Source organism: Variovorax sp. GrIS 2.14 (assembly GCF_046115955.1).
Lineage (GTDB): Bacteria > Pseudomonadota > Gammaproteobacteria > Burkholderiales > Burkholderiaceae_C > Variovorax.
In genome coordinates this window covers 51,469-77,323 of record NZ_JBJXIA010000006.1, presented here as the reverse complement: position 1 = coordinate 77,323, position 25,855 = coordinate 51,469, and the positions used below count along the sequence as shown (strand labels likewise).

General features: G+C 61.2%; 25 protein-coding genes. 19 read left to right on the top strand and 6 right to left on the bottom strand.

Annotation, left to right across the window (positions count from 1 at the left end; all coding sequences use genetic code 11):
- Positions 1-16 precede the first annotated feature (16 nt).
- The 13 genes from bamA (at position 17) to RCH10_RS12015 (ending at position 14,579) form a co-directional block, all read left to right on the top strand.
- Positions 17-2,458 carry an outer membrane protein assembly factor BamA gene (gene bamA / locus RCH10_RS12075; protein ID WP_409052541.1) on the top strand — a complete coding sequence of 814 codons (2,442 nt, stop codon included), beginning with the start codon at positions 17-19 and terminating at the stop codon, positions 2,456-2,458.
- A complete protein-coding gene (locus RCH10_RS12070) occupies positions 2,458-3,000 on the top strand; it encodes an OmpH family outer membrane protein (RefSeq protein WP_323495059.1) in 543 nt (180 codons plus the stop codon). Before bamA ends, RCH10_RS12070 begins: the two co-directional genes overlap by 1 nt.
- Positions 3,001-3,013: 13 nt before the next feature.
- The gene (lpxD, locus tag RCH10_RS12065) at positions 3,014-4,003 is read left to right on the top strand and encodes a UDP-3-O-(3-hydroxymyristoyl)glucosamine N-acyltransferase (protein ID WP_409052540.1); all 990 of its coding nucleotides are present in this window, start codon (positions 3,014-3,016) and stop codon (positions 4,001-4,003) included.
- Positions 4,000-4,482, top strand: a complete 483-nt coding sequence (gene fabZ / locus RCH10_RS12060) for a 3-hydroxyacyl-ACP dehydratase FabZ (RefSeq protein ID WP_323495061.1) — start codon at positions 4,000-4,002, stop codon at positions 4,480-4,482. The genes lpxD and fabZ overlap by 4 nt, the downstream gene beginning before the upstream one ends.
- A 13-nt stretch (positions 4,483-4,495) precedes the next feature.
- On the top strand, positions 4,496-5,284 hold the full coding sequence (gene lpxA, locus RCH10_RS12055; protein WP_323500675.1) for an acyl-ACP--UDP-N-acetylglucosamine O-acyltransferase: 789 nt from the start codon (positions 4,496-4,498) through the stop codon (positions 5,282-5,284).
- Positions 5,285-5,325: 41 nt separating this feature from the next.
- Positions 5,326-6,477 carry a lipid-A-disaccharide synthase gene (lpxB, locus tag RCH10_RS12050; RefSeq protein WP_409052539.1) on the top strand — a complete coding sequence of 384 codons (1,152 nt, stop codon included), beginning with the start codon at positions 5,326-5,328 and terminating at the stop codon, positions 6,475-6,477.
- Positions 6,449-7,168 (top strand): ribonuclease HII, encoded by a 720-nt coding sequence (gene rnhB, locus RCH10_RS12045; protein WP_409052538.1) that lies wholly within the window; start codon positions 6,449-6,451, stop codon positions 7,166-7,168. Before lpxB ends, rnhB begins: the two co-directional genes overlap by 29 nt.
- Positions 7,165-7,944, top strand: a complete 780-nt coding sequence (locus RCH10_RS12040; protein WP_409052537.1) for a TrmH family RNA methyltransferase — start codon at positions 7,165-7,167, stop codon at positions 7,942-7,944. The genes rnhB and RCH10_RS12040 overlap by 4 nt, the downstream gene beginning before the upstream one ends.
- A 148-nt stretch (positions 7,945-8,092) precedes the next feature.
- Positions 8,093-9,277: a glutamine-hydrolyzing carbamoyl-phosphate synthase small subunit gene (gene carA, locus RCH10_RS12035; protein ID WP_409052536.1), complete on the top strand. Its 1,185-nt coding sequence runs from the start codon at positions 8,093-8,095 to the stop codon at positions 9,275-9,277.
- A complete protein-coding gene (carB, locus tag RCH10_RS12030) occupies positions 9,270-12,497 on the top strand; it encodes a carbamoyl-phosphate synthase large subunit (protein WP_409052535.1) in 3,228 nt (1,075 codons plus the stop codon). Before carA ends, carB begins: the two co-directional genes overlap by 8 nt.
- Before the next feature lie 29 nt (positions 12,498-12,526).
- A complete protein-coding gene (locus RCH10_RS12025; protein ID WP_409052534.1) occupies positions 12,527-13,396 on the top strand; it encodes a Kdo hydroxylase family protein in 870 nt (289 codons plus the stop codon).
- Between the two features lie 62 nt (positions 13,397-13,458).
- Complete coding sequence (greA, locus tag RCH10_RS12020; protein ID WP_409052533.1) at positions 13,459-13,947, top strand: transcription elongation factor GreA; 489 nt, start codon at positions 13,459-13,461, stop codon at positions 13,945-13,947.
- Between the two features lie 35 nt (positions 13,948-13,982).
- Positions 13,983-14,579 carry a DUF4149 domain-containing protein gene (locus tag RCH10_RS12015; RefSeq protein ID WP_409052532.1) on the top strand — a complete coding sequence of 199 codons (597 nt, stop codon included), beginning with the start codon at positions 13,983-13,985 and terminating at the stop codon, positions 14,577-14,579.
- Here RCH10_RS12015 and RCH10_RS12010 read toward each other — a convergent pair.
- Together RCH10_RS12010 and RCH10_RS12005 are read right to left on the bottom strand one after the other, a co-directional pair.
- The gene (locus tag RCH10_RS12010) at positions 14,467-15,186 is read right to left on the bottom strand and encodes a glycosyltransferase (RefSeq protein WP_323495275.1); all 720 of its coding nucleotides are present in this window, start codon (positions 15,184-15,186) and stop codon (positions 14,467-14,469) included. The two genes, RCH10_RS12015 and RCH10_RS12010, sit on opposite strands and share 113 nt — an antisense overlap.
- A 62-nt stretch (positions 15,187-15,248) precedes the next feature.
- On the bottom strand, positions 15,249-15,728 hold the full coding sequence (locus tag RCH10_RS12005; RefSeq protein ID WP_187052192.1) for a YhbY family RNA-binding protein: 480 nt from the start codon (positions 15,726-15,728) through the stop codon (positions 15,249-15,251).
- 20 nt (positions 15,729-15,748) lie between these two features.
- Here RCH10_RS12005 and RCH10_RS12000 point away from each other — a divergent pair, with 20 nt between their 5' ends.
- The 6 genes from RCH10_RS12000 (at position 15,749) to RCH10_RS11975 (ending at position 21,844) form a co-directional block, all read left to right on the top strand.
- The gene (locus RCH10_RS12000; protein WP_409052531.1) at positions 15,749-16,417 is read left to right on the top strand and encodes an RlmE family RNA methyltransferase; all 669 of its coding nucleotides are present in this window, start codon (positions 15,749-15,751) and stop codon (positions 16,415-16,417) included.
- 177 nt (positions 16,418-16,594) lie between these two features.
- Positions 16,595-18,514 (top strand): ATP-dependent zinc metalloprotease FtsH, encoded by a 1,920-nt coding sequence (gene ftsH, locus RCH10_RS11995; RefSeq protein ID WP_323495071.1) that lies wholly within the window; start codon positions 16,595-16,597, stop codon positions 18,512-18,514.
- A 60-nt stretch (positions 18,515-18,574) separates the two neighbouring features.
- Positions 18,575-19,483 carry a dihydropteroate synthase gene (gene folP / locus RCH10_RS11990; protein ID WP_409052530.1) on the top strand — a complete coding sequence of 303 codons (909 nt, stop codon included), beginning with the start codon at positions 18,575-18,577 and terminating at the stop codon, positions 19,481-19,483.
- Positions 19,480-20,817, top strand: coding sequence for a phosphoglucosamine mutase (gene glmM, locus RCH10_RS11985; RefSeq protein ID WP_409052529.1), 1,338 nt, complete (start codon positions 19,480-19,482; stop codon positions 20,815-20,817). The genes folP and glmM overlap by 4 nt, the downstream gene beginning before the upstream one ends.
- Positions 20,818-20,825: 8 nt before the next feature.
- On the top strand, positions 20,826-21,368 hold the full coding sequence (locus tag RCH10_RS11980; protein ID WP_409052669.1) for an MOSC domain-containing protein: 543 nt from the start codon (positions 20,826-20,828) through the stop codon (positions 21,366-21,368).
- Positions 21,365-21,844, top strand: a complete 480-nt coding sequence (locus RCH10_RS11975; RefSeq protein WP_409052528.1) for a GNAT family N-acetyltransferase — start codon at positions 21,365-21,367, stop codon at positions 21,842-21,844. Before RCH10_RS11980 ends, RCH10_RS11975 begins: the two co-directional genes overlap by 4 nt.
- 30 nt (positions 21,845-21,874) lie before the next feature.
- On the opposite strand, the gene RCH10_RS11970 is transcribed toward RCH10_RS11975, so the two are convergent.
- Genes RCH10_RS11970 through RCH10_RS11955 form a run of 4 tightly spaced genes read right to left on the bottom strand, consistent with a single transcriptional unit; the run spans position 21,875 to position 25,847 of the window.
- Entirely contained in the window at positions 21,875-23,146 is a 1,272-nt protein-coding gene (locus RCH10_RS11970; protein ID WP_187052187.1) for an acyl-CoA dehydrogenase family protein, read from the bottom strand.
- Positions 23,147-23,174: 28 nt separating this feature from the next.
- Positions 23,175-24,281, bottom strand: a complete 1,107-nt coding sequence (locus RCH10_RS11965) for a phosphotransferase (RefSeq protein WP_409052527.1) — start codon at positions 24,279-24,281, stop codon at positions 23,175-23,177.
- Positions 24,282-24,288: 7 nt separating this feature from the next.
- Positions 24,289-25,008, bottom strand: coding sequence for a Crp/Fnr family transcriptional regulator (locus RCH10_RS11960; RefSeq protein ID WP_187052185.1), 720 nt, complete (start codon positions 25,006-25,008; stop codon positions 24,289-24,291).
- Positions 25,009-25,067: 59 nt separating this feature from the next.
- Positions 25,068-25,847, bottom strand: a complete 780-nt coding sequence (locus tag RCH10_RS11955) for an oxepin-CoA hydrolase, alternative type (protein WP_323495075.1) — start codon at positions 25,845-25,847, stop codon at positions 25,068-25,070.
- Between the last annotated feature and the right edge of the window lie 8 nt (positions 25,848-25,855).

Here is a 25,855-nt window from a genome sequence, read left to right as displayed (position 1 = left end):
CCGGCCCATTTCACAGATGAACAAACACTTCAGTCGCTTTCGCTTGCGTAGCGTGGCAGCGGTAGTCGCCGGTGCACTGGCTGCAACAGCCGCATGGGCTGTCGAGCCATTCACGGTTCGCGACATCCGGGTCGAAGGCCTGCAACGCGTGGAGCCGGGAACGATCTTCGCGTCGTTGCCGCTCCGTGTCGGCGACACCTACAGCGACGATCGTGGCTCTGCTGCGATTCGAGCGCTGTTCGATCTGGGGCTGTTCAAGGACGTTCGAATCGACGTGAGCGGCAACGTGCTGGTAGTCATCGTCGAAGAGCGTCCGACGATTGCCGATGTCGATTTCGCCGGCACCAAGGAGTTCGACAAAGCCGTCCTGCAAAAAGCGCTGCGCGAAGTCGGGCTGGCCGAAGGGCGCCCCTACGACAAAGCACTGGCCGACAAGGCCGAGCAAGAACTGAAGCGCCAGTACATCAGCAAGAGCCTGTACAACGCCACCGTCGTGACCACCGTGACGCCGACGGAACGTAATCGCGTCAACCTGACCTTCACGGTGAACGAAGGCGATTCCGCCCGCATCCGCGAAATCCGGGTCGTCGGCAACAAGGCCTTTAGCGAGTCGACCTTGCTCGACTTGTTCGATCAGGACAGCGGCGGCTTTATGAGCTGGTACACCAAGTCCAACCAGTATTCGCGCGCCAAGCTCAATGCCGACCTTGAGACGATGCGCTCGTACTACCTCACGCGCGGCTACCTCGAGTTCCGCATCGATTCGACCCAGGTCGCCATCTCGCCCGACCGGCAGGATCTGTCGGTCACCGTCAACGTGACAGAAGGCGAGAAGTTTGTCGTGGCTGGCGTCAAGCTCGCGGGCAACTATCTTGGCCGCGATGAAGAGTTCAAGTCGCTCGTCACCATCAAGCCGGGCGAGGCCTACAACGGCGAAGACGTCACGGTTACCACCAAGGCCTTCACAGACTATTTCGGTACCTTCGGCTATGCCTTTGCACGCGTGCAGGCACAGCCCGAAGTCGACCGCGTCAACAACCGCGTCAACCTGACGCTGCAGGCCGAACCTTCGCGCCGCGTGTATGTTCGCCGCGTGAACATCGGCGGCAACAACCGCACGCGTGACGAAGTCGTCCGTCGCGAGTTCCGTCAATACGAGGCGTCGTGGTACGACGGCGACAAGATCAAGCTGTCGCGCGATCGCGTGGACCGTCTCGGCTTTTTCACCGAGGTCAACGTCGACACGGTCGAAATCCCCGGCACACCCGATCAGGTCGACCTGACGGTGAGCGTTGTTGAAAAACCTACAGGCACTCTGCAGCTGGGTGCCGGCTTCTCCAGTGCAGAAAAGGTCTCTCTGACGTTCGGCATCACGCAAGAAAACGTCTTCGGTTCGGGCAACTACCTTGGCTTGCAGGTCAACACCAGCAAGTACAACCGCACGATCTCAATTACGGCGACCGATCCGTACTTCACGGCCGACGGCATCTCCCGGACCTTCAGCCTGTATTCCGCGACGACGCGTCCCTACTATGCGGCGGACGGCGACTACAAACTCGTGCATGAAGGAGGCTCCATCAGTTTCGGCGTGCCGTTCAGCGAAGTCGACACAGTGTTCTTCGGCATCGGGCTCGAGCGCTATCGTTTCGATCCGGGCTCGAACGGAACCTACACGCTGGTCAACGGGCAATACGTCTACAGCGCCTCGCCTCAGGCATATCGCGACTATTTCGGGTGCGCGACAAATGGCACAACCGGCATCGTGACCAGTTGTTCTAACCCGTCGGTGTTTGGCATCCCTCTGACCATCGGCTGGTCGCGCGACGATCGCGACAGTGCACTGGTTCCGACCCGCGGTCGCCTGCAGCGCGCCAACCTGGAAATCGGTGTCGGTGGCGACATGAAGTATCTCAAGTCGAGCTACCAGTACCAGCAGTTTTTCCCGATCACCAAGCAATACACGTTCTCGATTAACGGCGAAGCAGGTTATGCCCGGCCGTATGGTGACAAGGCGTACCCGATCTTCAAAAACTTCTATGCCGGGGGCCTGGGTTCGGTTCGCGGCTTCGAGCAGAACTCGCTCGGCCCGCGCGACTTCGTCACGGGCGCCTCGCTCGGCGGTACCAAGAAGGCCATTTTCAATGCCGAATTGAGCACGCCGTTTCCAGGTGCCGGTAACGACCGTACGCTGCGGCTGTACTCGTTCTTCGACGCAGGCAATGTGTTCTCCACCCGTGGCACCGGCGTGACCGACGCACAATGGAAAGCGCAGCAAAAGATCCGCGCCTCGGTTGGTTTGGGCATCAGTTGGGTTTCCCCGCTCGGACCGCTGCGCCTTGCCTATGCGATCCCGATTCGTCAGCAGAAGCAGGTCGTTGATCCGAATAATGCGTTGATCGAATTGGTGCCTGCCGATCGCGTTCAACGCTTGCAATTTCAGATTGGAACTTCGTTCTGATGAGCAATTTGGTTCGTGCGGCCGGTACGCTGCTGATCTCTTTACTGGCATTTGTTTGTGCGCCGTCGCAAGCGCAGGAAACGTTCCGCGTCGGCTTCGTCAACCCGGATCGTGTGCTGCGCGAGGCACAACCTGCCAAGGCAGCGCAAGCCAAACTCGAAGCAGAGTTCTCGAAGCGTGAGAAAGACCTCGCGGGGCAGGGCGATGCCTTGAAGAGCGCCTCTGAAAAGTTCGAGCGGGAAGCGCCGACATTGTCTGAAGCCCAGCGTGCGTCGCGACAGCGCACGTTGGTAGACCAGGACCGCGATTTTCAGCGCAAGCGACGCGAGTTTCAGGAAGACCTGAATGCCCGGAAGAACGAAGAGCTGCAACAGGTCTACGAGCGGGCCAACCGCGTCGTGAAGCAAGTTGCCGAGGCGGAGAAGTACGACGCCATCCTGCAGGAAGCGATCTACATCAACCCAAAGCACGACATCACCGACAAGGTGATCAAGGCGTTGAACGCTCCTTCGTCGGCGCCTTCGCCGGCCGCTAGCAAATAAGAGGACGATCGCCGTGGCACTGTCGCTTGGCGCCATCGTCGACGCCCTGGGTGGCGAACTCCATGGCGACCGCGCGGTTTCGATCGAGCGGCTCGCGCCATTGAAAAGCGCGCAGGCAGACGCTCTCACTTTTCTCAGCAGCTCCAAATTCAACGACGACCTCGTCGTATCGAAGGCGGCTTGCGTGATCGTTGCTCCCGCGATGCGCGAAATCGCCGCAGCACGCGGCGCCTTTATCGTTGCAACTGACCCGCAGTATTACTTCGCACTGCTCACGCAGTTGTGGAAGGCACACCTTGCACGACCGGGCACGCCGCGCATCCATCCCAGCGCCATCATCGATCCCGGCGCAGACATCGACTCGACGGCCCGTATCGGCGCGCTCTGCGTGATCGAGCGTGGCGTGCGCATCGGAGCGGACACTGTCCTCAAGTCGAACGTGACGGTGAGCGAAGACTGCATCATTGGTGCGCGTTGCAACCTCTATCCGGGCGTGGTGATCGGTGCCGACGGCTTCGGAAATGCACTGCACGAAGGGAAGTGGGTCAAGATCGAGCAGCTTGGCGCGGTACGCATTGGCGACGACGTCGACATCGGCGCCAATACATGCATCGATCGTGGAGCGCTCGATGACACCGTGATCGAAGACGGCGTCAAGCTCGACAACCTTATCCAGATCGGTCACAACGTCCGAATCGGCAAGCATACGGCTATGGCTGGCTGCACCGGCGTCGCGGGCAGCACCAGCATCGGCGCGCATTGCACCATCGGCGGGCAGGGAATCATCATCGGGCACGTGACCATCGCCGACGGGGTGCATATCTCGGCCGGCACAACGGTCATGGGGTCGATTCTCAAGCCGGGCCACTACACTGGTGTGTTCCCCATCGACGACAATGCTTCCTGGCAGAAAAACGCCGCGACCGTCAGGCAGCTACACACTCTGCGCGATCGACTCAGGGCCCTTGAAAAAGCGGCCACGCAAGACAACAAAGCACCATGACAACGCCCGACTCCACGCTCGATTCAGCGCTCGACACATCGCTCGACATCCATCAAATCCTCAAGCTGCTGCCGCATCGCTACCCGTTTTTGCTGGTTGACCGAGTGCTGTCGATGGAAAAAGGCAAGCGGATCACGGCGATCAAGAACGTGACGATGAACGAGCCCTTTTTCAACGGACACTTTCCCCACCGGCCGGTGATGCCGGGTGTGCTGATGCTCGAAGCCATGGCGCAAGCCGCCGCGTTGCTGTCGTTCCGTTCGCTAGACATGGTGCCAGACGAGAACACCATCTACTACTTTGCTGCGATCGATGGCGCGCGTTTCAAGCGGCCTGTGGAGCCCGGTGATCAGCTCACGCTCGAAGTTGAAATCGAGCGCATGAAGGCCGGTATTTCCAAGTTCAAGGGTCGTGCGCTCGTAGGCACCGAACTCGCATGCGAAGCGACTCTGATGTGCGCCATGCGCCAGATCAACTGATCCTGAACGGCGCATGACGCAGGTTCATTCGACGGCGATCGTCGACCCCAAAGCCGAACTCGACGGTTCCGTCGCGGTCGGCCCTTACACGGTCATCGGCCCTCACGTGAAGATCGGTGCGAACACCACGGTCGGTGCGCACTGCGTGATCGAGGGCCGCACGACGATCGGCCAGGACAACCGCATTTTTCAGTTCTCGTCGCTCGGTGCAGTGCCGCAAGACAAAAAGTACGCGGGCGAGCCGACCGAACTGGTCATCGGTGATCGCAACACGATCCGCGAGTTTTGCACCTTCAACCTCGGCGTGCCAGGCGCGGGCGGCGTTACGCGCGTGGGACATGACAACTGGATCATGGCCTACACCCACATCGCGCACGACTGCTTGGTCGGCGACCACACCACGTTGGCGAACAACACGACGCTCGCGGGCCATGTCGAGCTCGGCGACTGGGTGACGATCGGCGGGCTCGTCGGCATCCACCAGTTCGTGAAGATCGGCGCACATGCAATGGTCGGCTTCGCCACCGCCGTGTCGCAGGACGTACCGCCTTTCATGCTGGTCGATGGCAATCCAATGGCGGTACGCGGCTTCAACCTGGTGGGCCTGCGGCGGCGCGGTTTCTCGCCGGAGCGACTCGCCGCGGTCAAGCAGATGCATCGTCTGCTGTATCGGCAAGGTAAGACGCTCGACGAGGCCCGTGCCGGCATCAGCGAGTTGACGGCCGAGATGCCCGACGCGGCGGCCGAGGCCGCGCTCATGAGCGACTTTCTGTCCAGCGTCACGCGCGGAATCGCGCGTTGAGCCGGGTGAGGCATTCAGAAACCCGAACCGCTGAAGCGGGCATGGACAGCAAGGTCGGTCCGCGGCAATTCGCGATGGTGGCGGGCGAGCCATCTGGCGACCTGCTGGCCGGACTGCTGCTCGACGGGTTGCGGGCTCGCTGGCCTGCTCTCAAGATGGTCGGCATCGGCGGTCCCCGCATGCTTGCACGCGGCTTCGAGACCTGGTGGCCGCAAGAGAAGCTGGCAGTGCGCGGCTATGTCGAAGTATTGCGCCACTACGCTGAGATTTCCGGCATTCGCCGACAGCTGAAAGCCCGGCTGCTGCGCGAATGGCCCGATCTTTTTATCGGCGTCGATGCGCCTGATTTCAATCTCGACCTCGAGGCAAGCCTGCGAGGACGCGGCATCAAGACCGTGCACTTCGTTTGTCCGTCGATCTGGGCGTGGCGTGCCGACCGCATTGAAAAGATTCGCGCAGCAGCCGATCATGTGCTGTGTATCTTTCCGTTCGAACCCGCGCTGTTGGCCGAGCACGGCGTGTCGGCGAGCTACGTGGGTCATCCGCTGGCCGATGTCATTCCGATGAAGCCCGATCGCGCCGCAGCCCGCGTGGCGTTGGGCCTAGATGCGAATGCGCCGGTCGTCGCGCTGCTGCCGGGCAGTCGCCGCTCCGAAGTGCGTTACCTGGCATCACGATTCTTCGCAGCGGCGGCGCTCATGAAGCGCGCAAAACCGAACATGCAATTCGTGGTGCCGGTCATTCCCAGCCTGCGCGCCGATGTCGTTGCCGCGCTTCAGGCCAGCGGCATAGCCGACCAGATAACGCTGCTCGAAGGCCAATCTCATGCGGCGCTCGCTGCCTGCGATGCGACCTTGATCGCCAGCGGCACTGCCACGCTGGAGGCCGCGCTTTTCAAGCGTCCGATGGTCATCGCGTACAACATGAACGGCATCTCGTGGCGCATCATGCAAAAGAAGCAGTTGCAGCCTTGGGTCGGATTGCCGAACGTCCTTTGCGGTGAGTTCGTCGTGCCCGAATTGCTGCAGGACGCTGCCACGCCCGAGGCTCTGGCCGAGGCTACGCTGGCATGGCTGCAAGCCCCCGACAAGGTGCGTGCGCTCGAACAACGTTTTACGACGCTGCATCAGCAACTGCAGCGAGATACGCCGAGACTGTGTGCCGATGCGATCCAAAAAGTTCTTGAAGGCTGAACAGGCGCGCCTGGTGTGGGACGCGCCAGGTCTGCTTGCGGGCGTGGACGAGGCAGGCCGTGGTCCGCTCGCTGGCCCCGTCGTCGCGGCCGCGGTCATCCTCGACGATTCACGGCCCATTCGCGGCCTGGCCGATTCCAAGACGCTGACGGCGCTTCAGCGGGAGCGGCTCAACGAGCAGATTCTGGCGAAGGCGTTGTGTTGCTCCATCGCGCACGCAACTGTCGAAGAGATCGACACTCACAACATCCTTCAGGCGACGATGATCGCCATGCGTCGTGCCGTCGAGGGGCTTCGACTGAAGCCTGCCAAGGTTCTGGTCGACGGCAATCGGTTGCCGACGCTCGATGTGCTGGCCGAAGCGGTCATTCAGGGCGATGCATTCATCAAGTCGATCTCGGCCGCATCGATCATTGCCAAGGTGCATCGCGATAAGCTTTGTCAACAGTTGCACGACGAGTTTCCGCAGTACGGCTTTGCCGGTCACAAGGGCTACGGCACGCCCGAACACCTAGAGGCATTGCTGCGTCACGGTGCATGCATTCACCACCGGCGTTCATTCAGTCCTGTCGCGGCGGCGTTGGTGCGCATGAGCGCTCTGGGTATCGGCGTTCGAGTCGAAACGACGGTGACGCAAATCGAATTGCGCGTCTTACCCGTAACGCCTCCGATGCTCGGATTCGGGCAATGACGTCGCCCGACGTCAGCCATGTCAGCTCGCGCGAGAACCCGCTCCTGAAAGACCTGCGTAAGCTGTCGCACGACGCAGGCGCGTACCGCAGACTCGGCCGCCTCTGGCTGGAGGGCGATCATCTATGCCGAGCCGCGCTGGAACGTGGCGTGCGGCCGGCCATCGCAGTGTTTTCCGAAACGTACTGGCCGCAGGCCAAGGTGGAATGGTCCGGCGCGGCAGTCAAAACAATCGTGATCGAGGATGCGTTGCTGGCCGCAGTGAGCGCGCTCGAGTCGCCGGCGCCGATGGGTTTCGTGATCGATCTGCCCGAGCCGCTCGTGCTCTTGCCAAACGCGCCCACCGTCATCCTCGATCGTTTGCAGGACGCGGGCAATGTGGGCTCGATTTTGCGCAGCGCATCGGCCTTCGGTTTCACGCAAGTGATAGCGCTCAAGGGCACTGCGGCGCTTTGGGCCCCTAAGGTGCTGCGTGCGGGGATGGGTGCGCATTTCGGCTTGCGTCTGATCGAAGGCGTCGAGGTCGACGTTCTCGACACCCTAAAGGTGCCGCTCGTCGCCACCAGCTCGCACCGAGGCGAATGGCTGCACCAGCTCCGCTTGCCGAATCCCTGTGCCTGGCTGATGGGCCACGAGGGGCAGGGCGTGTCCGCCGCACTCGCTGCGCGCGCAACAACGCACGTGCGCATCGCGCAACCGGGTGGCGAAGAGTCGTTGAACGTGGCCGCGGCCGCCGCAATTTGCCTTCATGCCAGCGCTGCGACGTCCGTCTTGTAAGTTTGGGGCAGCAGCTCGCGGCTATAATCAAAGGCTTTCCCGCTCATACCCCGCCCACAGCGAACGCTAGCCAACTCCTCGACGAAAGTCGCGACCCTTCGAGTCAAATCAGGGTTCGTTTTGGGCGTAATCCATCCGGAGAACCCCAGTGCTTTTGTCTCTCAAGGGAGCTTTCCCACCCGCCATCCTGGCGCTTGCAGACGGCACAGTCTTCCAAGGCAACTCGATTGGCGCCGCCGGCGCCACGACTGGCGAAGTGGTGTTCAACACCGCCATGTCCGGCTATCAGGAAATCCTGACCGACCCCAGCTATTGCCAGCAGATCGTGACGCTCACGTATCCGCACATCGGCAACTACGGTGTCAATGAGGAAGACGTCGAGGCCGACAAAATTCATGCGGCAGGCTTGATCATCAAAGACTTGCCGCTCATCGCGTCCAACTTCCGCAAGACCGCTACGCTGAGCGAATACCTTGTGGTTGGCAAAACTGTTGCCATCGCCAACATCGACACGCGCAAGCTCACCCGCCATCTGCGGACCCACGGCGCGCAAAACGGCTGCATCCTGGGTTTGGCCGAAGGAGAAGCCGTGACGCAGGCGCTCATTGACAAGGCGATCGCCGCCGCGAAGGGCGCCCCCAACATGGCCGGGCTCGACCTGGCCAAGGTGGTGTCGGTGCAGCATGCCTACGAGTGGAACCAGACCGAGTGGAAGCTCGGCTCCGGCTACGGCGTGCAGATCACGCCGAAATTCCATGTCGTCGCCTACGACTACGGCGTCAAGAAAAACATCCTGCGCATGATCGCGCAACGTGGCGCGCGCATCACCGTCGTGCCGGCGCAAACACCGGCGGCCGACGTGCTCAAGCTCAAGCCCGACGGCATCTTTTTGGCCAATGGCCCGGGCGACCCGGAGCCCTGCGACTACGCGATCGAATCGACACGTGCATTGATCGACACCGGTATTCCGGTCTTCGGTATTTGCCTCGGCCACCAGATCATGGCGCTGGCCTCCGGTGCCAAGACCTTCAAGATGAAGTTCGGCCATCATGGCGCGAACCATCCGGTGAAAGACCTCGACAACGGCCGCGTGAGCATCACGAGTCAGAACCATGGCTTCGCGGTGGACGAGAAATCGTTGCCGCCCACCTTGCGACCGACGCACATCAGCCTGTTCGACAACACGCTGCAAGGCCTGGCGCGTACCGACAAGCCCGCGTTTTGTTTCCAGGGTCATCCGGAAGCGTCGCCGGGTCCGCACGACATCGGCTATTTGTTCGATCGCTTCACGGCATTGATGGAAAAGCACAAAGCAGGGAACAAGAATGCCTAAGCGCACCGATCTAAAAAGCGTCCTCATCATCGGCGCCGGCCCGATCATCATCGGCCAGGCCTGCGAGTTCGATTACTCGGGCGTTCAGGCCTGCAAGGCGCTGCGCGAGGAGGGCTACAAGACCATCCTCATCAACAGCAATCCAGCGACGATCATGACCGACCCGGCCACGGCCGACGTGATCTACATCGAGCCGATTACCTGGCAGACGGTCGAAAAGATCATCGCCAAGGAGCGCCCCGATGCGATCCTGCCGACCATGGGTGGCCAGACTGCGCTCAACTGCGCTCTCGACCTCTGGCGCAACGGCATTCTCGACAAGTACAAGGTCGAACTCATCGGCGCTACGCCGGAGGCCATCGACAAAGCAGAAGACCGTCTGAAGTTCAAAGACGCGATGACCAAGATCGGTCTTGGGTCGGCGCGCTCAGGCATTGCGCATTCGATGGACGAAGCGTGGGTCGTGCAGAAGACGTTGGGCTTTCCGACCGTGATCCGCCCCAGCTTCACGCTCGGTGGTACCGGCGGTGGCATTGCCTACAACCCCGACGAATTCGAGACCATCTGCAAGCGCGGCCTCGAAGCATCGCCCACCAACGAGCTGCTGATCGAAGAGTCGCTGCTCGGCTGGAAAGAGTACGAGATGGAGGTCGTGCGAGACAAGGCGGACAACTGCATCATCGTGTGCTCGATCGAAAATCTGGATCCGATGGGCGTGCACACAGGCGACTCGATCACGGTCGCGCCGGCGCAGACCTTGAGCGACAAGGAATATCAAATCCTACGCAACGCGTCGCTCGCCGTGCTGCGTGAAATCGGCGTCGACACCGGTGGTTCCAACGTCCAGTTTTCGATCAACCCCAAAGACGGGCGCATGGTCGTGATCGAGATGAACCCGCGCGTGTCGCGTTCGTCGGCTCTGGCGTCCAAAGCTACCGGTTTCCCGATTGCCAAGGTTGCCGCCAAGCTGGCAGTCGGCTACACGCTCGATGAATTGCGCAACGAGATCACGGGCGGCGCTACGCCCGCCAGTTTCGAGCCCAGCATCGACTACGTGGTCGTCAAGATTCCGCGTTTCGCTTTCGAAAAGTTTCCTCAGGCCGATTCGCGTTTGACGACGCAAATGAAGTCGGTGGGCGAAGTGATGGCCATGGGCCGCACCTTTCAGGAGTCCTTCCAGAAAGCATTGCGCGGTCTCGAAGTCGGCGTCGATGGGATGAACGAGAAAACGCAGGACCGCGAAGTTCTCGAGAAGGAATTGGGCGAACCCGGCCCCGAGCGCATCTGGTATGTCGGCGATGCTTTCGCGATGGGCCTCAGCGTGGACGAAGTGTTTGCGCTGACCAAGATAGATCCGTGGTTTTTGGTGCAGATCGAAGAGATCGTGAAGATCGAACTCGAACTTGAAACGAAGTCACTCGACGACATCGACAAAGACACTTTGCTTGCGCTGAAGAAGAAGGGTTTTTCTGACCGTCGACTGGCGTTCCAGTTGAAGACAACCGACACCGCGGTCCGTGAGAAGCGCCGAGCCCTCGGTGTGCGCCCGGTCTACAAGCGCGTCGACACTTGCGCAGCCGAGTTTTCGACGAACACCGCCTACATGTACTCGACGTACGAAGACGAGTGCGAGGCTGCGCCGACGAACAAGAAGAAGATCATGGTGCTTGGCGGCGGTCCCAACCGCATCGGCCAGGGCATCGAGTTCGACTACTGTTGCGTGCACGCTGCGTTGGCGATGCGCGAAGACGGCTACGAGACCATCATGGTCAACTGCAATCCGGAAACCGTGTCGACCGACTACGACACGAGCGACCGCCTGTACTTCGAACCGCTCACGCTCGAAGACGTGCTCGAAATCGTCGATAAAGAGAAGCCGATCGGCGTGATCGTTCAGTACGGCGGCCAGACACCGCTCAAGCTGGCGCTCGACCTCGAAGCCAACGGCGTGCCGATCATCGGCACCTCGCCCGACATGATCGATGCGGCCGAAGACCGCGAGCGCTTCCAGAAGCTGCTGCACGAACTCGGCTTGCGTCAGCCGCCGAACGCGACGGCGCGCACTGAGCCTGAAGCCCTTGAAAAGGCAGCATCCTTGGGTTATCCGCTGGTGGTGCGCCCGAGCTACGTGCTCGGCGGACGCGCAATGGAAATCGTGCACGAGCAGCGCGACCTCGAACGCTACATGCGTGAGGCTGTCAAGGTGAGCCACGATTCACCAGTGCTGCTCGATCGTTTCTTGAACGACGCTGTCGAGTGCGATGTCGATTGCATCCGCGACACCGAAGGCACGACGCTGATCGGCGGCGTGATGGAGCACATCGAGCAGGCGGGCGTGCATTCGGGGGACTCGGCGTGTTCGTTGCCGCCTTACAGCCTGAACGCCGACACGATCACCGAACTCAAGCGGCAAACCGCCGCGATGGCCGAAGCGCTTCACGTCGTGGGCTTGATGAATGTGCAGTTCGCCATTCAGCAAAAGGACGGCAAAGACGTCATCTATGTGCTCGAAGTGAATCCGCGAGCGTCGCGTACGGTGCCTTTCGTCAGCAAGGCGACGGGCATTCAGCTCGCCAAGGTGGCTGCGCGCTGCATGGCCGGCCAATCGCTCAAGTCGCAAGGCATGACAAAAGAAGTGACGCCGCCGTATTTCAGCGTGAAAGAGGCGGTGTTCCCGTTCGTCAAGTTCCCGGGTGTGGACACGATCCTGGGTCCTGAGATGAAGTCCACCGGGGAAGTGATGGGCGTGGGCAAGACTTTCGGCGAGGCTTTCGTTAAGTCGCAGATCGGCGCAGGCACGATTTTGCCCAAGTCCGGCAAGGTGTTCATCTCGGTCAAGAACAACGACAAGCCGCGCGCCGTGGACGTGGCACGTGGCCTTGCCAAGCTGGGATTCGAGTTGATTGCGACCAAGGGCACCGCGGCTGCGATTTCGGCAGCAGGCGTCGCTTGCGCGGTCGTGAACAAGGTGACCGAAGGCCGTCCGCACATCGTCGACATGATCAAGAACAAGGAGATCGCGTTGGTCATCAACACGGTCGAAGAGCGTCGCAATGCGATCACCGATTCGCGCCAGATCCGCACGTCGGCGCTGCTGGCCCGCGTGACCACCTTCACTACGATTTTCGGGGCAGAAGCCGCGGTCGAAGGCATGCAGCACATGGATGAGCTGGGTGTCATTTCGATTCAGGAAATGCACGCGCAGCTCGCTGCGGCTTGATGCCTGCAGCAGAGCGAGGGGAGTGCGCTATGGACACGCAGCTTGTAGAGCTCGATCTCGCCGACTGGACTGCGGCGAAGCCGAACGATGCGTGGATCGCGGCGTTGGAAGCGGGCAAGGTGCTTTATTTTCCGCGCCTCGGATTCGAGTTACTGCCGGAAGAGCGGGGCCTGTTGACGGCGGCCGTTCTTTCGCCCGATGTGCGCAATATCAGCCTGAATGCCGATGGCAAGCTCAAGGGCGCAGCCGGCGACGACGCGGTACAGCGCGCCGCCGCCGCTATGGTGTCGCGATTTCGTGAGCAGGCGCAGCAGCTCATACACGGGCTGTTGCCCCACTACACGCCCGCGTTGCGACTCGCGCCCACGAGCTACCGGCCAGCGCAGGTGGAGACGCGAGTACAGTCCTGGCGCGCCGACGACAAGCGGCTGCACGTCGATTCGTTTCCCTCTCGGCCCAACTACGGCGAGCGCATCCTGCGTGTGTTCACCAACGCCAACCCAGACGGACTGCCGCGGGTCTGGCGGGTGGGTGAACCATTCGAGGCAGTGGCTGCCCGCTTCTTGCCGCGGACCAAGCCCTATGTGCGATGGCAGGCCAAGCTGATGCGGGCTTTGCGCGTGACCAAGTCGCTGCGCAGCGAATACGACCACCTGATGCTGCAGTTGCACGACGGCATGAAGTCCGATCTGGAATACCAGAAGACCTCGCCGCAGCAAACCGTGTCGTTCCCTGCGGGGTCGGTGTGGGTCTGCTTTTCGGACCAGACATCTCATGCGGTCATGTCAGGCCAGTACATGCTGGAGCAGACGCTGCACCTTGCTCCTGCCAAGCAATACAATCCGAATTCGAGCCCGCTCGCCATACTGAGCCGGCTGACCGGACGCAATCTCGTCTGACCTGTCCCCAACCGACCGCCGAACGGTATCGTTCGGCGGTTTCGTTTTCTGGAGCAACAAACGTGGCTACTCTTTCGACAACCATCCCCATCACCAAGCGCGGCGCCGAGAAGCTGCGCGAAGAACTGCATCGCCTGAAGACGGTTGAACGGCCTTGGGTCATCAACGCTATCTCCGAGGCGCGTGCGCAAGGCGATCTCAGCGAGAACGCCGAATACGAAGTCGCCAAAGACCGCCAGGGCTTTATCGAAGGCCGCATCCAGGAGGTCGAAGGTAAGCTGTCGGCCGCACAGATCATCGATCCGACCGAGGTCGACGCCGGTGGCAAAGTCGTCTTTGGCTCGACAGTCTTGCTGGAAGAAGAAACATCCGGCGAAGTCGTGAAGTACCAGATCGTTGGCGAAGACGAAGCCGACTTGAAGCTCGGGCTCATCAACATCTCCAGCCCGATTGCGCGTGCGCTTATCGGCAAGGAAGAGGGCGACACTGCGGAGGTGCAAGCGCCTGGCGGGCTGAAGCGCTACGAGATCATGGGCGTCAGCTACGTCTGATTCTGAAGACTCCGAGAGCCGAGACTTTTGCCGCAATGAAAGACCGATTTGCACTGCTGCTCGCCTCCTTTTGGTGGGGAAGCCTCACGACAACCGGCTTTTTGGTGGTGCCTATGGCATTCGCCAAGCTTGGCAGCCCGGCGGTCGCCGGCAATTTTGCAGGGCAGTTGTTTGCTGCGCAGACTTGGGTAGCTTTGGGCTGCGGCATTGCACTGCTGACTTACTTTCGATCGAAGATGGTCGATGGCGTGGCGCCGGCAGTTCGAATCGCGATCTCTTTGATCGTCGTTGCGCTCTTGCTTGCCCTGATGCAGGAGTACGCCGTTTCGCCCCGCATCCTGGCGCGCGACGACCTCAAGCTCTGGCACGCCGTCGGCAGCGGCATGTATCTGGCGCAATGGGCTCTTACAGCAGTCCTGCTCTGGCGTATGGCGCCCTCAGCGCAAAAACGCGCGCCCAGAAACCTGGGTCATTGCCGAGCCACTGCAGCCCGAGCGACCGCGATCTGCTGCGCAGCCGCTACTCTTTCCAGTAACGCGCAACCCAGTTCGCGGGCCGGATGTAGCGAAACAACCGGTTGCGTCGTCCCGCAAGCGCATCGGGCGGATTGCATTCACCATGAAAAATCATGATCCGCGAACCGTCGGGCACGAAGGGTTCACGCCACAAGTTGGTCGGGAATGGCGGAATCCCGTGGTACTTGAAGCTGGGGCACCACTGCGTCGGCCAGTAGTTGAGCTTGTGCTGTCGGTACAAAAAATCCGACAGATAGCGCTGTTCGTTTCGAAACTCGTCCTGAACTTTCTCCGTATTGGCACGAAAGTAGTCGAGCACATCGGCGTGGGCACCCAGCTCGAATCGATACACCGACGAATTGCCGGTGATGCGCTCGCGCCGCCAGGGCCGCGCGTAGTCATGAATGATCAGGAATTCACCGGGCTGCTCGAAGAACGCATCGAGACCGCCTACGACGACCACGTCGACATCCAGGAAAAGCGCCGTACCGCTCAGACCGTACAGATCGGCAGAGAAGGTGGTCAGCTTTTTCCAGGCGCCGTCACGCTGGCCGGGCGCGAGGCTCAGGTCCAGCGGAGGGATCGGAAGGCACAAGACTTCTGGCCGTATGCCGGCGCCATCGTCCGTTAAACAGACAAATTTGAAGTCGCCGCTCAGGTGGCGCCGCACCATCGCATAGAGCCGGTTGACGTATTCAGGGCCGTACTTCGTTCCCCACTTCATGCAGAGGATGTGGCGCTGGCCACCCGACTTCGCAGGCGACGGCGACGGGCTCGCAGGCACGCTCAGTCTGCCTGGCGGCGCTTCTTGGCCGACAGTGGCCGCTTGGCCTTCGCCCGCTTGATGGTGCCGCCGGGGGTCAGGCGCTGGTTGCCGAGCACGCGAAGCGTCTTGATCTCGGGGCGCTGACCGAAACGCTTGCTGTACTTGACGATCTTGACGTCCCGCGGGCCGGGCATGCGGTCTTCGTCGACTTCGCGTTCTTTCTCGACCTTGGGGCGCCAGAGCACTAACAGCTTACCGATGTGCTGGATAGGTGCGGCGCTGAGCTCGTCGGCCAGCGTTTGCATCATGGCTTCGCGGGCGACGCGGTCGTCCGAGAAAACACGCACTTTGATAAGGCCGTGCGCTTTCAGGGCGGCGTCGGCCTCCTTTAAGACGGCAGGGGTGAGCCCGTCGCCACCGACCATGACGATCGGATCGAGGTGATGCGCTTCGGCGCGATGCACCTTGCGTTGTGCGGGGGAAAGTTGAATGGCAGGCATCCTCGTATTATCGAGCGTAGATGAATACCAAAACCACGGGCAAGAAGGTCAACAAGGCTTGGCTGCACGATCACATCAACGATCCGTACGTCAAGCTCGCGACCCGGGAGGGCTATCGTGCTCGGGCAGCCTACAAGCTCAAGGAGATTGACGAGACGCTGGGGCTGATTAAAGCGGGGCAGTTGGTGGTCGACCTCGGCTCCACGCCGGGCGCTTGGAGCCAGTACGTCCGGCGGCGCATGTCTCCGGGCGGCGCAGCGGCCGGGGCGTTGCAGGGCACGATCATCGCGCTCGACTTGCTGCCGATGGAACCGATCGAGGGCGTCACTTTTCTTCTCGGTGATTTTCGGGAAGATGCGGTGGTTGAACAATTGAAAATCGCCATGGGCGGGCGGCTGGCAGATGTGGTCGTGTCAGATATGGCTCCAAACCTGTCCGGCATTGCTTCGGCCGACACCGCTCGAATCGAGCATCTGGTCGAGCTTGCTATCGAGTTTGCACAGAACCACATGAAGCCAGAAGGCGTTTTGGTCGCCAAGGTATTTCATAGTGGGGGTTACGACACGCTGGTCAAGCTGTTTAAAGCGAACTTCAGAACGGTCAAGCCCATCAAACCCAAGGCGTCGAGGGACAAATCTTCCGAGACGTTTTTGGTTGGCATGGGTTTGCTGGGCGCACGTACGGAGTGATGCGCGCGCACCGTTTTGGGCAATGCCCTTGAATTTGCCTCAAACCCGTGCCGGCCCTATGGCTGCTATAGGTAATTTCCGGGGTTTCGCAGCTTGAAAAGCCTAAAATAAGCTGCAGTTGCGTTGTCTACCGCGCGTTTTCATTTTTCTGTCACGCGCTTCCGACTGGAGTTTTGTTTGAACAATCAGTGGTTTTCAAAAGTTGCCGTCTGGCTCGTCATCGCGATGGTGCTGTTCACTGTTTTCAAACAGTTCGACACACGCGGCGCGGCAGGCGCCAACAATGTCGGTTATTCGGACTTCCTTGAAGAAGTGCGCGGTAACCGCATCAAGAGCGCGACCATTCAAGAGGGACAGGGCGGCAGCGAGATCGTGGCGGTCACCAACGATGACCGAAAGATTCGCACCACCGCGACCTACCTGGACCGTGGTTTGGTCGGCGACTTGATCGCCAACAACGTCAAGTTCGACGTCAAGCCGCGTGAAGAAGGCTCGCTTCTCATGACACTACTGGTCAGTTGGGGGCCCATGCTTCTGCTGATCGGCGTCTGGGTCTATTTCATGCGACAGATGCAGGGCGGCGGCAAGGGCGGTGCATTCAGCTTTGGCAAGAGCAAGGCTCGCATGCTGGACGAGAACACCAACACGGTCACCTTCGCCGACGTCGCGGGTTGCGACGAAGCCAAGGAAGAAGTGAAGGAAGTCGTCGATTTCCTGAAGGACCCCGCACGATTCCAGAAACTCGGCGGCCGCATTCCGCGTGGCTTGTTGCTGGTCGGCCCTCCCGGCACCGGCAAGACACTGCTTGCCAAGTCGATCGCCGGCGAAGCGAAGGTTCCGTTCTTCTCCATTTCCGGTTCCGACTTCGTCGAAATGTTTGTCGGTGTGGGCGCAGCACGGGTACGCGATATGTTCGAGAACGCCAAGAAGAACGCGCCTTGTATTATCTTCATCGATGAAATCGACGCGGTCGGTCGCCAGCGTGGCGCCGGTCTCGGCGGTGGCAACGACGAGCGCGAACAGACCTTGAACCAGATGCTGGTCGAGATGGACGGTTTCGAAACCAATCTCGGCGTGATTGTTGTGGCGGCGACCAACCGCCCGGACATTCTGGACGCTGCTCTGCTCCGCCCGGGTCGTTTCGACCGTCAGGTGTATGTGACGCTACCGGACATCCGCGGGCGCGAGCAAATTCTTGCCGTGCACATGCGCAAAGTGCCACTCGGCCAGGACGTGAACCCGAATGTGATCGCACGTGGCACGCCCGGCATGTCCGGCGCCGACTTGGCGAATCTCTGCAACGAAGCCGCCTTGATGGCCGCCCGCCGCAATGCGCGCGTGGTCGAAATGCAGGACTTCGAAAAGGCCAAAGACAAGATCTTCATGGGCCCCGAGCGCAAGAGCATGGTCATGCCCGAAGAAGAACGTCGCAATACGGCGTATCACGAGTCGGGTCACGCGCTTCTCGGCAAGCTCCTGCCCAAGTGCGACCCGGTGCACAAGGTCACCATCATTCCGCGGGGCCGTGCCCTGGGCGTGACGATGAGCCTGCCCGCGCAAGACCGCTACAGCTATGACCGTGAGTACATGCTGAACCAGATCAGCATGCTATTTGGTGGCCGCATTGCTGAAGAAGTGTTCATGCACCAGATGACAACTGGGGCGAGCAACGACTTCGAACGTGCGACGCAAATCGCGCGTGACATGGTCACCCGCTACGGTATGACCGAGTCGCTTGGCCCGATGGTCTATGCCGAGAACGAGGGCGAAGTGTTCCTAGGCCGCTCGGTCACCAAGACGACGACCATGAGCGAGCAAACCATGGAAAAGGTCGACGCCGAAGTGCGCCGCATCATCGACGACCAGTACGCCATGGCGCGTCGGTTGATCGAAGAGAACAGCGACAAGATGCATGCGATGGCCAAGGCCTTGCTCGAATGGGAAACCATCGACACGGAGCAACTGGATGACATCATGGCCGGCAAGGCGCCGCGCCCACCGAAAGACTGGACGCCACGCGTACCACCTTCAGGCAGCGGTGGTGGCAGCGGCGGCGCGCCGACGGTTCAACCCGATCCGGCGCCGACCGCGGCCTGAGGTGAAATTCGCAGCAGCGATGAACGGGGCCTCTGGCCCCGTTTTTTATTGGGCGAAGCAATGGATGGCGACCAAATGATGGCGCTCGCTGAACAGCCGTTGTCGTCGAGGCTGTACTGGCAGACCACGCGCTTCAAAGTCGACCTCACGCAGCCGCGCGTGATGGGCATTGTCAACGTGACTCCCGATTCGTTTTCCGATGGCGGACAACACGCTTCGACCGAAGCGGCATTGCGGCACTGTGAGCACTTGGTCGACGAGGGCGTGGACATTCTCGACATTGGCGGCGAGTCGACACGACCCGGCAGTCCCGCGATAGGGCTGCAAGAAGAGCTCAATCGCGTGCTTCCGGTGCTGCGCGAGGCGCTGAAGCTAGGACTGCCGGTGTCGATCGATACGTACAAGCCCGAAGTGATGAGCGCTGCGCTCGATCTGGGTGTCGACATCGTCAACGACGTGTGGGCTCTGCGACAGCCTGGTGCGCTGGAAGTGATCGCTGCGCATCCGTCGTGTGGTGTTTGCCTGATGCACATGCACCGCGATCCGCAGACGATGCAAGCACTGCCGATGGAGGGCGATATTGTCGCGCCGGTACTGTCGTTTTGGGCGCAGCGTACAGCGGCGCTTCGGGCGCGGGAGGTTGCAGCGGAGCGTATCGTGCTGGATCCAGGCATCGGTTTCGGCAAGACCGTTGCGCAGAATTTTTCATTGCTTGCGCGTCAGCGCGAGTTGATTGCGGTTGGTCGTCCGCTGCTCGTTGGTTGGTCGCGCAAATCTTCGCTCGGTACAGTAGCGGGCATCGAATCGGCAGCGGCTCGCATGGTGCCGAGCGTCGCTGCGGCGGTACTGGCGGCCGAGCGTGGGGCTTCGGTCCTGCGCGTGCACGATGTGCGCGAAACCGTCGCGGCACTCGCCGTCTGGCGCGCGATGAAAGCAGAAAAACAATCAGCACAGGAGCAGTCGACATGACCAGAAAATACTTCGGAACCGATGGCATTCGCGGCACGGTCGGCCAGCCGCCGATCACGCCGGATTTCGTCTTGCGTCTTGCGCACGCAGTCGGCCGCGTGCTTAAAAAAACCGAATCGCGTCCGCGAGTGCTTATCGGCAAAGACACGCGAATCTCGGGTTACATGCTCGAGTCGGCACTCGAGTCGGGTTTCAATTCGGCAGGCGTCGATGTGGTGCTTTTAGGGCCGTTGCCGACGCCTGGCGTGGCTTACCTGACACGCGCCCAGCGCGCCAGCCTGGGCGTGGTGATCAGCGCCAGCCACAATGCTTTTCCCGACAACGGCATCAAGTTTTTCAGCGCACAGGGCACAAAGCTGGACGATGAGTGGGAGCTGGCGGTCGAGACCGCGCTCGAAGAAGCGCCCGTGTGGGCCGACTCGGCGCAACTTGGCAAGGCCCGGCGTCTCGGCGATGCGGCGGGTCGGTACACCGAATTTTGCAAGAGCACCTTCGCCTATGACCTGACGCTGCGCAACATGAAGCTCGTGGTCGATGGCGCCCACGGCGCTGCTTATCAAGTCGCACCTCAGGTCTTCCATGAGTTGGGCGCCGATGTCACCAGCATCGGCTGCGCGCCCGATGGGCTCAACATCAACAAGGACGTCGGTGCGACGCACCCGCAAGCGTTGATCCAGGCGGTAAAGGACCGTGGCGCCGATTACGGTATTGCGCTCGACGGTGACGCCGACCGATTGCAACTCGTCGACTCGACCGGTCGTCTTTTCAACGGCGACGAACTGCTGTACCTGATGGTGGCGGAACGCATCGGACGGGGCGAGAAGCCAGTGGGGGTAGTCGGCACGCTGATGACCAACAAAGCCGTCGAAGTCGCCCTGCGCAAACTCGGCGTCGAATTCGTACGCACCAAGGTCGGCGATCGCTATGTGCTGGAAGAACTCGAAAAGCGCGGCTGGTTGCTGGGTGGGGAAGGCTCGGGCCATTTGCTCGCCCTCGATCGGCATACGACAGGCGACGGCATCGTCAGCGCGCTGCAGGTGCTGCAAGCCTGCGTGCGTAGCGGAAAGACGGTCGCAGAGTTGCTGGAGGGTGTGACGCTCTTTCCGCAGACGCTGATCAACGTGCGGGTCGCTCCCGGGCAGGACTGGCAGACCAATGCGGCGCTCGCGAAAGAAAGCGAACGCGCTGAAGCGAAGTTGGGCGACGCCGGTCGCGTGCTGATTCGCGCCAGTGGTACGGAGCCCGTCGTGCGCGTGATGGTCGAGGCGCGCAACGCGCAAGACGCCGAGGGCTTTGCGCGGCGCATTGCCGCCACACTGGAAACCGCCGATTGAGCACGCAGATCGTGCCGTTGGTGAATGCCGTGCACGCAAGTGACGGGCACAGCTTCTCCAAATTTACAGAGCCGTCGATCACGCTCATAGCGGGAATCGGAGTCGCCGGAGATGCGCATGCCGGCCTGACCGTCAAGCATCGCTCTCGCGTTGCCAGAGATCCACATGCGGTCAACTTGCGGCAGGTTCATCTGCTGCACGCCGAGTTATTCGATGAGTTGATCGAAGCGGGATTCGCGGTGTTTCCGGGCGACCTCGGAGAGAACATCACGACGCGCGGGATCGATCTGCTGGCCCTGCCGACCGGCGCACGCCTGGCGATCGGGCGCAGCGCGGTGGTTCAAGTCACCGGGCTGCGCAATCCATGCAGTCAACTTAATCGATTTCAGCCGGGGCTCATGACTGCGACGTTGGGCAAGGATGCCGACGGTCGTCTGGTCCGCAAGGCGGGCGTGATGTCGATCGTCGTGGCGGGCGGCGAAGTGCGCGCTGGCGATCCGATCGGCATCGAATTGCCCGCAGGCAAACTGAAACGATTGGAGCCGGTGTGATCGACGTTTTCATTGCGGACTACCGCATTCCGGCGCAGATCGCCGCAGTCGTCAGCCTGTTGGACAGCTACGCACGCGATCCTGCGGGAGGTAACGTTGGATTGGCCGAAGACATCAAGCAGGACCTTCCTTCAGCCTTGGCCGCGCGGCCGCAGATGTTCAGTGTGCTGGCTTTTGACGACGGTGAACCGATCGGGCTGGTCAACTGCATCGAAGGTTTCTCAACCTTTGCATGCAAACCATTGGTCAACGTGCACGACGTCGTCGTGTTGGAGAGCCATCGCGGCCGGCACATCGTGCATCGCATGTTCGCTTGCGTAGAGGCCGAGGCGCGCACGCGTGGCGCCTGCAAACTCACGCTCGAGGTGCTATCGGGCAACCAGCCAGCCCTGCGCGCGTACGAGCGCGAGGGCTTTGCTGCGTTTCAGCTCGATCCGTCCTTCGGCACGGCACTTTTTCTACAAAAGAGGCTGTAGAAGAAGGCTTGTCGATCAGCGGCGCGACGGTTAGAAGCGCGTGACCGGCGCTTCGATGTCGCGCTTTTCCACCGCGTACTTGCCCAACTCCCACTTCGCGATCGCATTGCGGTGCACTTCGTCCGGACCGTCCGCAAAGCGCAGCGTACGCGCGCCAGCATAGGCGTAGGCGAGCGGAAAGTCGTCGCTCATGCCGCCGCCGCCGTGAACCTGCATGGCCCAGTCGATGACCTGGCACGCCATCGTCGGTGCCACGACCTTGATCATCGCGATCTCGTTGCGGGCGACCTTGTTACCTGCCGTGTCCATCAGCCAGGCGGCCTTCAGCGTGAGCAGGCGGGCCATGTCGATCTTGCAACGCGCTTCGGCGATGCGTTCTTGCGTGACGGTTTGCGACGCAACGGTCTTGCCGAAAGCCACGCGCGAAGAAGCGCGCTTGCACATCAGCTCGAGCGCGCGTTCCGCCAGGCCGATCAGCCGCATGCAGTGGTGAATGCGTCCGGGGCCAAGGCGACCCTGGGCGATCTCGAAGCCGCGGCCTTCACCGAGCAGAATATTGTCGATCGGCACACGCACGTTCTCGAACGTCATCTCGACGTGGCCGTGTGGCGCATCGTCGTAGCCCATCACGTTGAGCGGTCGAACGATCTTGATGCCCTTGGCGTCGGCGGGCACGATCACCATGCTCTGCTGCGAATGCTTCGCGGCTTCGGGATCGGTTTTGCCCATGGTGATGAACACGGCGCAGCGCGGATCGGCTGCGCCGGAAATCCACCACTTGCGGCCGTTGATGACGTAGTCGTTGCCATCGCGCTCGATGCGGGTTGCGATGTTTGTGGCATCGCTGGACGCGACGTCGGGTTCGGTCATCGCAAAGGCTGAACGGATCTGACCTTCGAGCAGTGGCTTGAGCCAGCGTGCCTTGATATCTGTCGAGCCGTAGCGCGCAATGGTTTCCATGTTGCCGGTGTCGGGTGCCGAGCAATTGAAAGCTTCGCTCGCCCATGGCACCGCGCCCATGATTTCGGCCAGCGGCGCGTATTCCTGATTGGTCAGGCCCGCGCCGTCATAGCCAGAAGCCGACGCGCTGTCGACTGGCAGGAACAGGTTCCAAAGGCCTTGGGCCTTGGCTTTTTCCTTCACCTTTTCAACCGTTTTGAGAGCCGTCCATCGCTTGCCGGCTGCGGTGTTGGCGGCCAGTTCGGCGGTGTACTCGGACTCGGCCGGGTAGATGTGTTCCTGCATGAACGCGCTGACGCGCTTTTGCAGTTCCTTGGTTTTGGAGGAATACTCGAAGTCCATCTTTTGTCTCCTTGGGTAAATAGGGTGGTCAGGCGCGCTGTGCGAAGTCCCAGGCCATCTCGGCCATGGGGCGGGCGCCGCGGGCAGACGCTACGGCTTGCTCGCTCGATGCGGTGCCGGCCTCGACCCGCTTGGCGATGCCTTGCAGGATGGCCGCCATGCGGAACAGGTTGTAGGCCTGGTAGAAGTTCCAGTCCTCTGCGAGCGCCTCGGGTGTAGTGAACTGCGTGCGCTTGCAATAACTCGCGATGTACTCTTCCTCGGTCGGAATGCCCAAGCTTTTGTGGTCGAGCCCGCCGATGCCGCGGAACGAGCCCGGCGAAATGTGCCAGGACATGCAGTGGTAGCTGAAGTCGGCAAGAGGATGGCCCAGCGTCGAAAGCTCCCAATCGAGCACGGCAATGGCACGTGGCTCTTTGGCGTCGAACATGAGGTTGTCGAGACGGTAGTCGCCATGCACGATGGAGATCATCTTTTCGTCACGCGCGCTTGCGGGGATATGTGTCGGGAGCCAATCCATCAGGCGCGCCATGGCATCGATAGGTTGCGACATCTCGCCCTTGCCATCGGCGGAAGCCACGTACTGCTTGCTCCAGCGGCCGATCTGACGCTCGAAGTAATTGCCTGGCTTGCCGTAGCCAGCCAGCCCACGCTCGGCGAACTTGACGGTGTGCAAAGCGGAGATCACGCGGTTCATCTCGTCGTAGATTGCACTGCGATCAGCGTTGCTCATACCGGGCAAAGATTGATCCCATAGCACGCGTCCGGCCATGAACTCCATGACATAGAAAGCGCGACCGATCACGCCTTCGTCTTCGCACAGGCAGTACATGCGTGGCACCGGCACATCTGTGCCTTGCAAACCGCTCATGACTTTGTATTCGCGTTCGACCGCGTGCGCCGAAGGCAGCAACTTGGCGACCGGGCCCGGCTTGGCGCGCATCACGTAGCTCTGGGATGGCGTCAGTAGTTTGTACGTCGGGTTGGACTGCCCGCCCTTGAACATCTCGATGGTCAGTGGGCCTTTGAAGCCGTCGAGGTTCTTCTCGAGCCACGCGGAAAGTGCGTCGATGTCGGGGGCATGCTGTGGGGACACCGCGCGGGTGCCGATGAAGTTACTGAAGTCCTGGGTCATGGCGCGCTCAAACGTCGGCTTCGGAAATGCGCATCAGCGCGGGACGGTCGAGCACCACCAGGCCACCTGGCTCGATCCGGATGACGTCCTCGCGCTCCATCGCCTTCAACTCCTGATTGACGCGCTGACGCGATGCACCGAGCAATTGCGCGAGCTCTTCCTGTGCGAGGTGAAGACCGATGCGCATCTGGTTGCCGTCCGACAAGCTTGCGACCCCATAGCTGCGCACGAGGTGAATGAGCTGCTTGGCCAGCCGCGCACGCAAGGGCAGGGTGTTCAGGTCTTCCACCAGGCCGAAAAGCTGGCGAATGCGCCGCGCCTGCAGCCGCATTAAGGCTTCGTACAGCTCGACGTGCGCCGCGAGGATCTTCTGGAAGTCGGCGCGCGCAACATTGAGCGTCGTGGTATCGCCATGCGCGTACGCATCGTGCGTGCGCCGGTCCCCGTCGAACATCGCCACGTCGCCGAACCAGATGCCCGGCTCGACGTAAGTCAGCGTGACTTGCTTGCCAGACACCGCCGTCGAGCTCACACGCACCGCGCCCTTGGCACAGGCGATCCACTGCTCTGGCGGATCCCCGCGTGCAGCAAGCAGTTCGCCGTCTTTGTAGCGTTTGACGAAAGCGCATCGGAGGATGTCGTGACGTAGAGAGGGGGAAAGGGAGGAGAACCAGCGACCGTTGTTGATCGCTTCACGTTCTTCGATGGTAAGAATGGGGTCGTCCATTGGTCTGTCCTGTCGGCGACTGAAAGGCTGAGGGTTGTCACGGGAGTGACCGGACCCGATCAAGGGTACTGCGGCGTCTCTTTGGCAAGGAAGGCGGCGATGCCGATGCCGGCGTTCGGATGATGCAGGTTGCGCACGAACTGATCGCGCTCGGCAGAAAGCTGTGACGACAAAGTCGCTCCGCGTCCATCGCTGAGCAGCTCCTTGATACTGGCCAACGCATTCGGCGCCCGCGAGTTCAAGCGTTCTGCGAGCGCCAGGGCTGCAGCCAACGCCTGGCCGCTTCCAGCGAGTTCGTTCACCAGGCCGAGCGCATGGAGGCGTTCGGCTGCGATGCGTTGGCCACCCATCAACCATTCGCTCGCCAATTGCCGAGGCAACAGTTGGGCAAGATGCCAGCTCAAGCCGCCGTCGGGAGACAAGCCGATGTTGCTGTACGACGCTGCGAACACCGCGTCGCGTGCAGCGACGACGAAGTCGCATGCCAGCGCCAGCGAGAACCCGGCTCCCGCGGCCGCGCCTTCCACCGCGGCGATCACCGGCTTGGGAAACGTGCGGATCGAGTCGATCCAGTTGTGCAAGCCTTCTATGCTTTCCGCCTGCACGGATGGTTCTCGATCGCGGTTGGCAGACAGGCGCTGCAGCGAGCCGCCGGCGCAGAACCATGCGCCCTCGCCGACGATCACGACGCTGCGGATTTCATCGCTGCTTTCGGCGCCGTTGAGTGCTTCGATGCCTGCGGCATAGATCTCCGGACCGAGCGCATTGCGTTGCGACGGATTCGAGAGCGTCAGCACCATGGTGCGGCCTTCGCTCGTGCTCTTGAGTTCAGCGGTCATCGGGTCAG

What these genes read in the sequence shown, in the direction of transcription:
- bamA (WP_409052541.1), top strand. Translation starts at nt 17, where the DNA reads ATGAACAAACACTTCAGTCGCTTTCGCTTGCGTAGCGTGGCAGCGGTA.
- RCH10_RS12070 (WP_323495059.1), top strand. Translation starts at nt 2,458, where the DNA reads ATGAGCAATTTGGTTCGTGCGGCCGGTACGCTGCTGATCTCTTTACTG.
- fabZ (WP_323495061.1), top strand. Translation starts at nt 4,000, where the DNA reads ATGACAACGCCCGACTCCACGCTCGATTCAGCGCTCGACACATCGCTC.
- lpxA (WP_323500675.1), top strand. Translation starts at nt 4,496, where the DNA reads ATGACGCAGGTTCATTCGACGGCGATCGTCGACCCCAAAGCCGAACTC.
- lpxB (WP_409052539.1), top strand. Translation starts at nt 5,326, where the DNA reads ATGGACAGCAAGGTCGGTCCGCGGCAATTCGCGATGGTGGCGGGCGAG.
- rnhB (WP_409052538.1), top strand. Translation starts at nt 6,449, where the DNA reads ATGCGATCCAAAAAGTTCTTGAAGGCTGAACAGGCGCGCCTGGTGTGG.
- RCH10_RS12040 (WP_409052537.1), top strand. Translation starts at nt 7,165, where the DNA reads ATGACGTCGCCCGACGTCAGCCATGTCAGCTCGCGCGAGAACCCGCTC.
- carB (WP_409052535.1), top strand. Translation starts at nt 9,270, where the DNA reads ATGCCTAAGCGCACCGATCTAAAAAGCGTCCTCATCATCGGCGCCGGC.
- RCH10_RS12025 (WP_409052534.1), top strand. Translation starts at nt 12,527, where the DNA reads ATGGACACGCAGCTTGTAGAGCTCGATCTCGCCGACTGGACTGCGGCG.
- RCH10_RS12015 (WP_409052532.1), top strand. Translation starts at nt 13,983, where the DNA reads ATGAAAGACCGATTTGCACTGCTGCTCGCCTCCTTTTGGTGGGGAAGC.
- RCH10_RS12010 (WP_323495275.1), bottom strand. Translation starts at nt 15,186, where the DNA reads ATGAAGTGGGGAACGAAGTACGGCCCTGAATACGTCAACCGGCTCTAT.
- RCH10_RS12005 (WP_187052192.1), bottom strand. Translation starts at nt 15,728, where the DNA reads ATGCCTGCCATTCAACTTTCCCCCGCACAACGCAAGGTGCATCGCGCC.
- RCH10_RS12000 (WP_409052531.1), top strand. Translation starts at nt 15,749, where the DNA reads ATGAATACCAAAACCACGGGCAAGAAGGTCAACAAGGCTTGGCTGCAC.
- folP (WP_409052530.1), top strand. Translation starts at nt 18,575, where the DNA reads ATGGATGGCGACCAAATGATGGCGCTCGCTGAACAGCCGTTGTCGTCG.
- glmM (WP_409052529.1), top strand. Translation starts at nt 19,480, where the DNA reads ATGACCAGAAAATACTTCGGAACCGATGGCATTCGCGGCACGGTCGGC.
- RCH10_RS11970 (WP_187052187.1), bottom strand. Translation starts at nt 23,146, where the DNA reads ATGGACTTCGAGTATTCCTCCAAAACCAAGGAACTGCAAAAGCGCGTC.
- RCH10_RS11965 (WP_409052527.1), bottom strand. Translation starts at nt 24,281, where the DNA reads ATGACCCAGGACTTCAGTAACTTCATCGGCACCCGCGCGGTGTCCCCA.
- RCH10_RS11960 (WP_187052185.1), bottom strand. Translation starts at nt 25,008, where the DNA reads ATGGACGACCCCATTCTTACCATCGAAGAACGTGAAGCGATCAACAAC.
- RCH10_RS11955 (WP_323495075.1), bottom strand. Translation starts at nt 25,847, where the DNA reads ATGACCGCTGAACTCAAGAGCACGAGCGAAGGCCGCACCATGGTGCTG.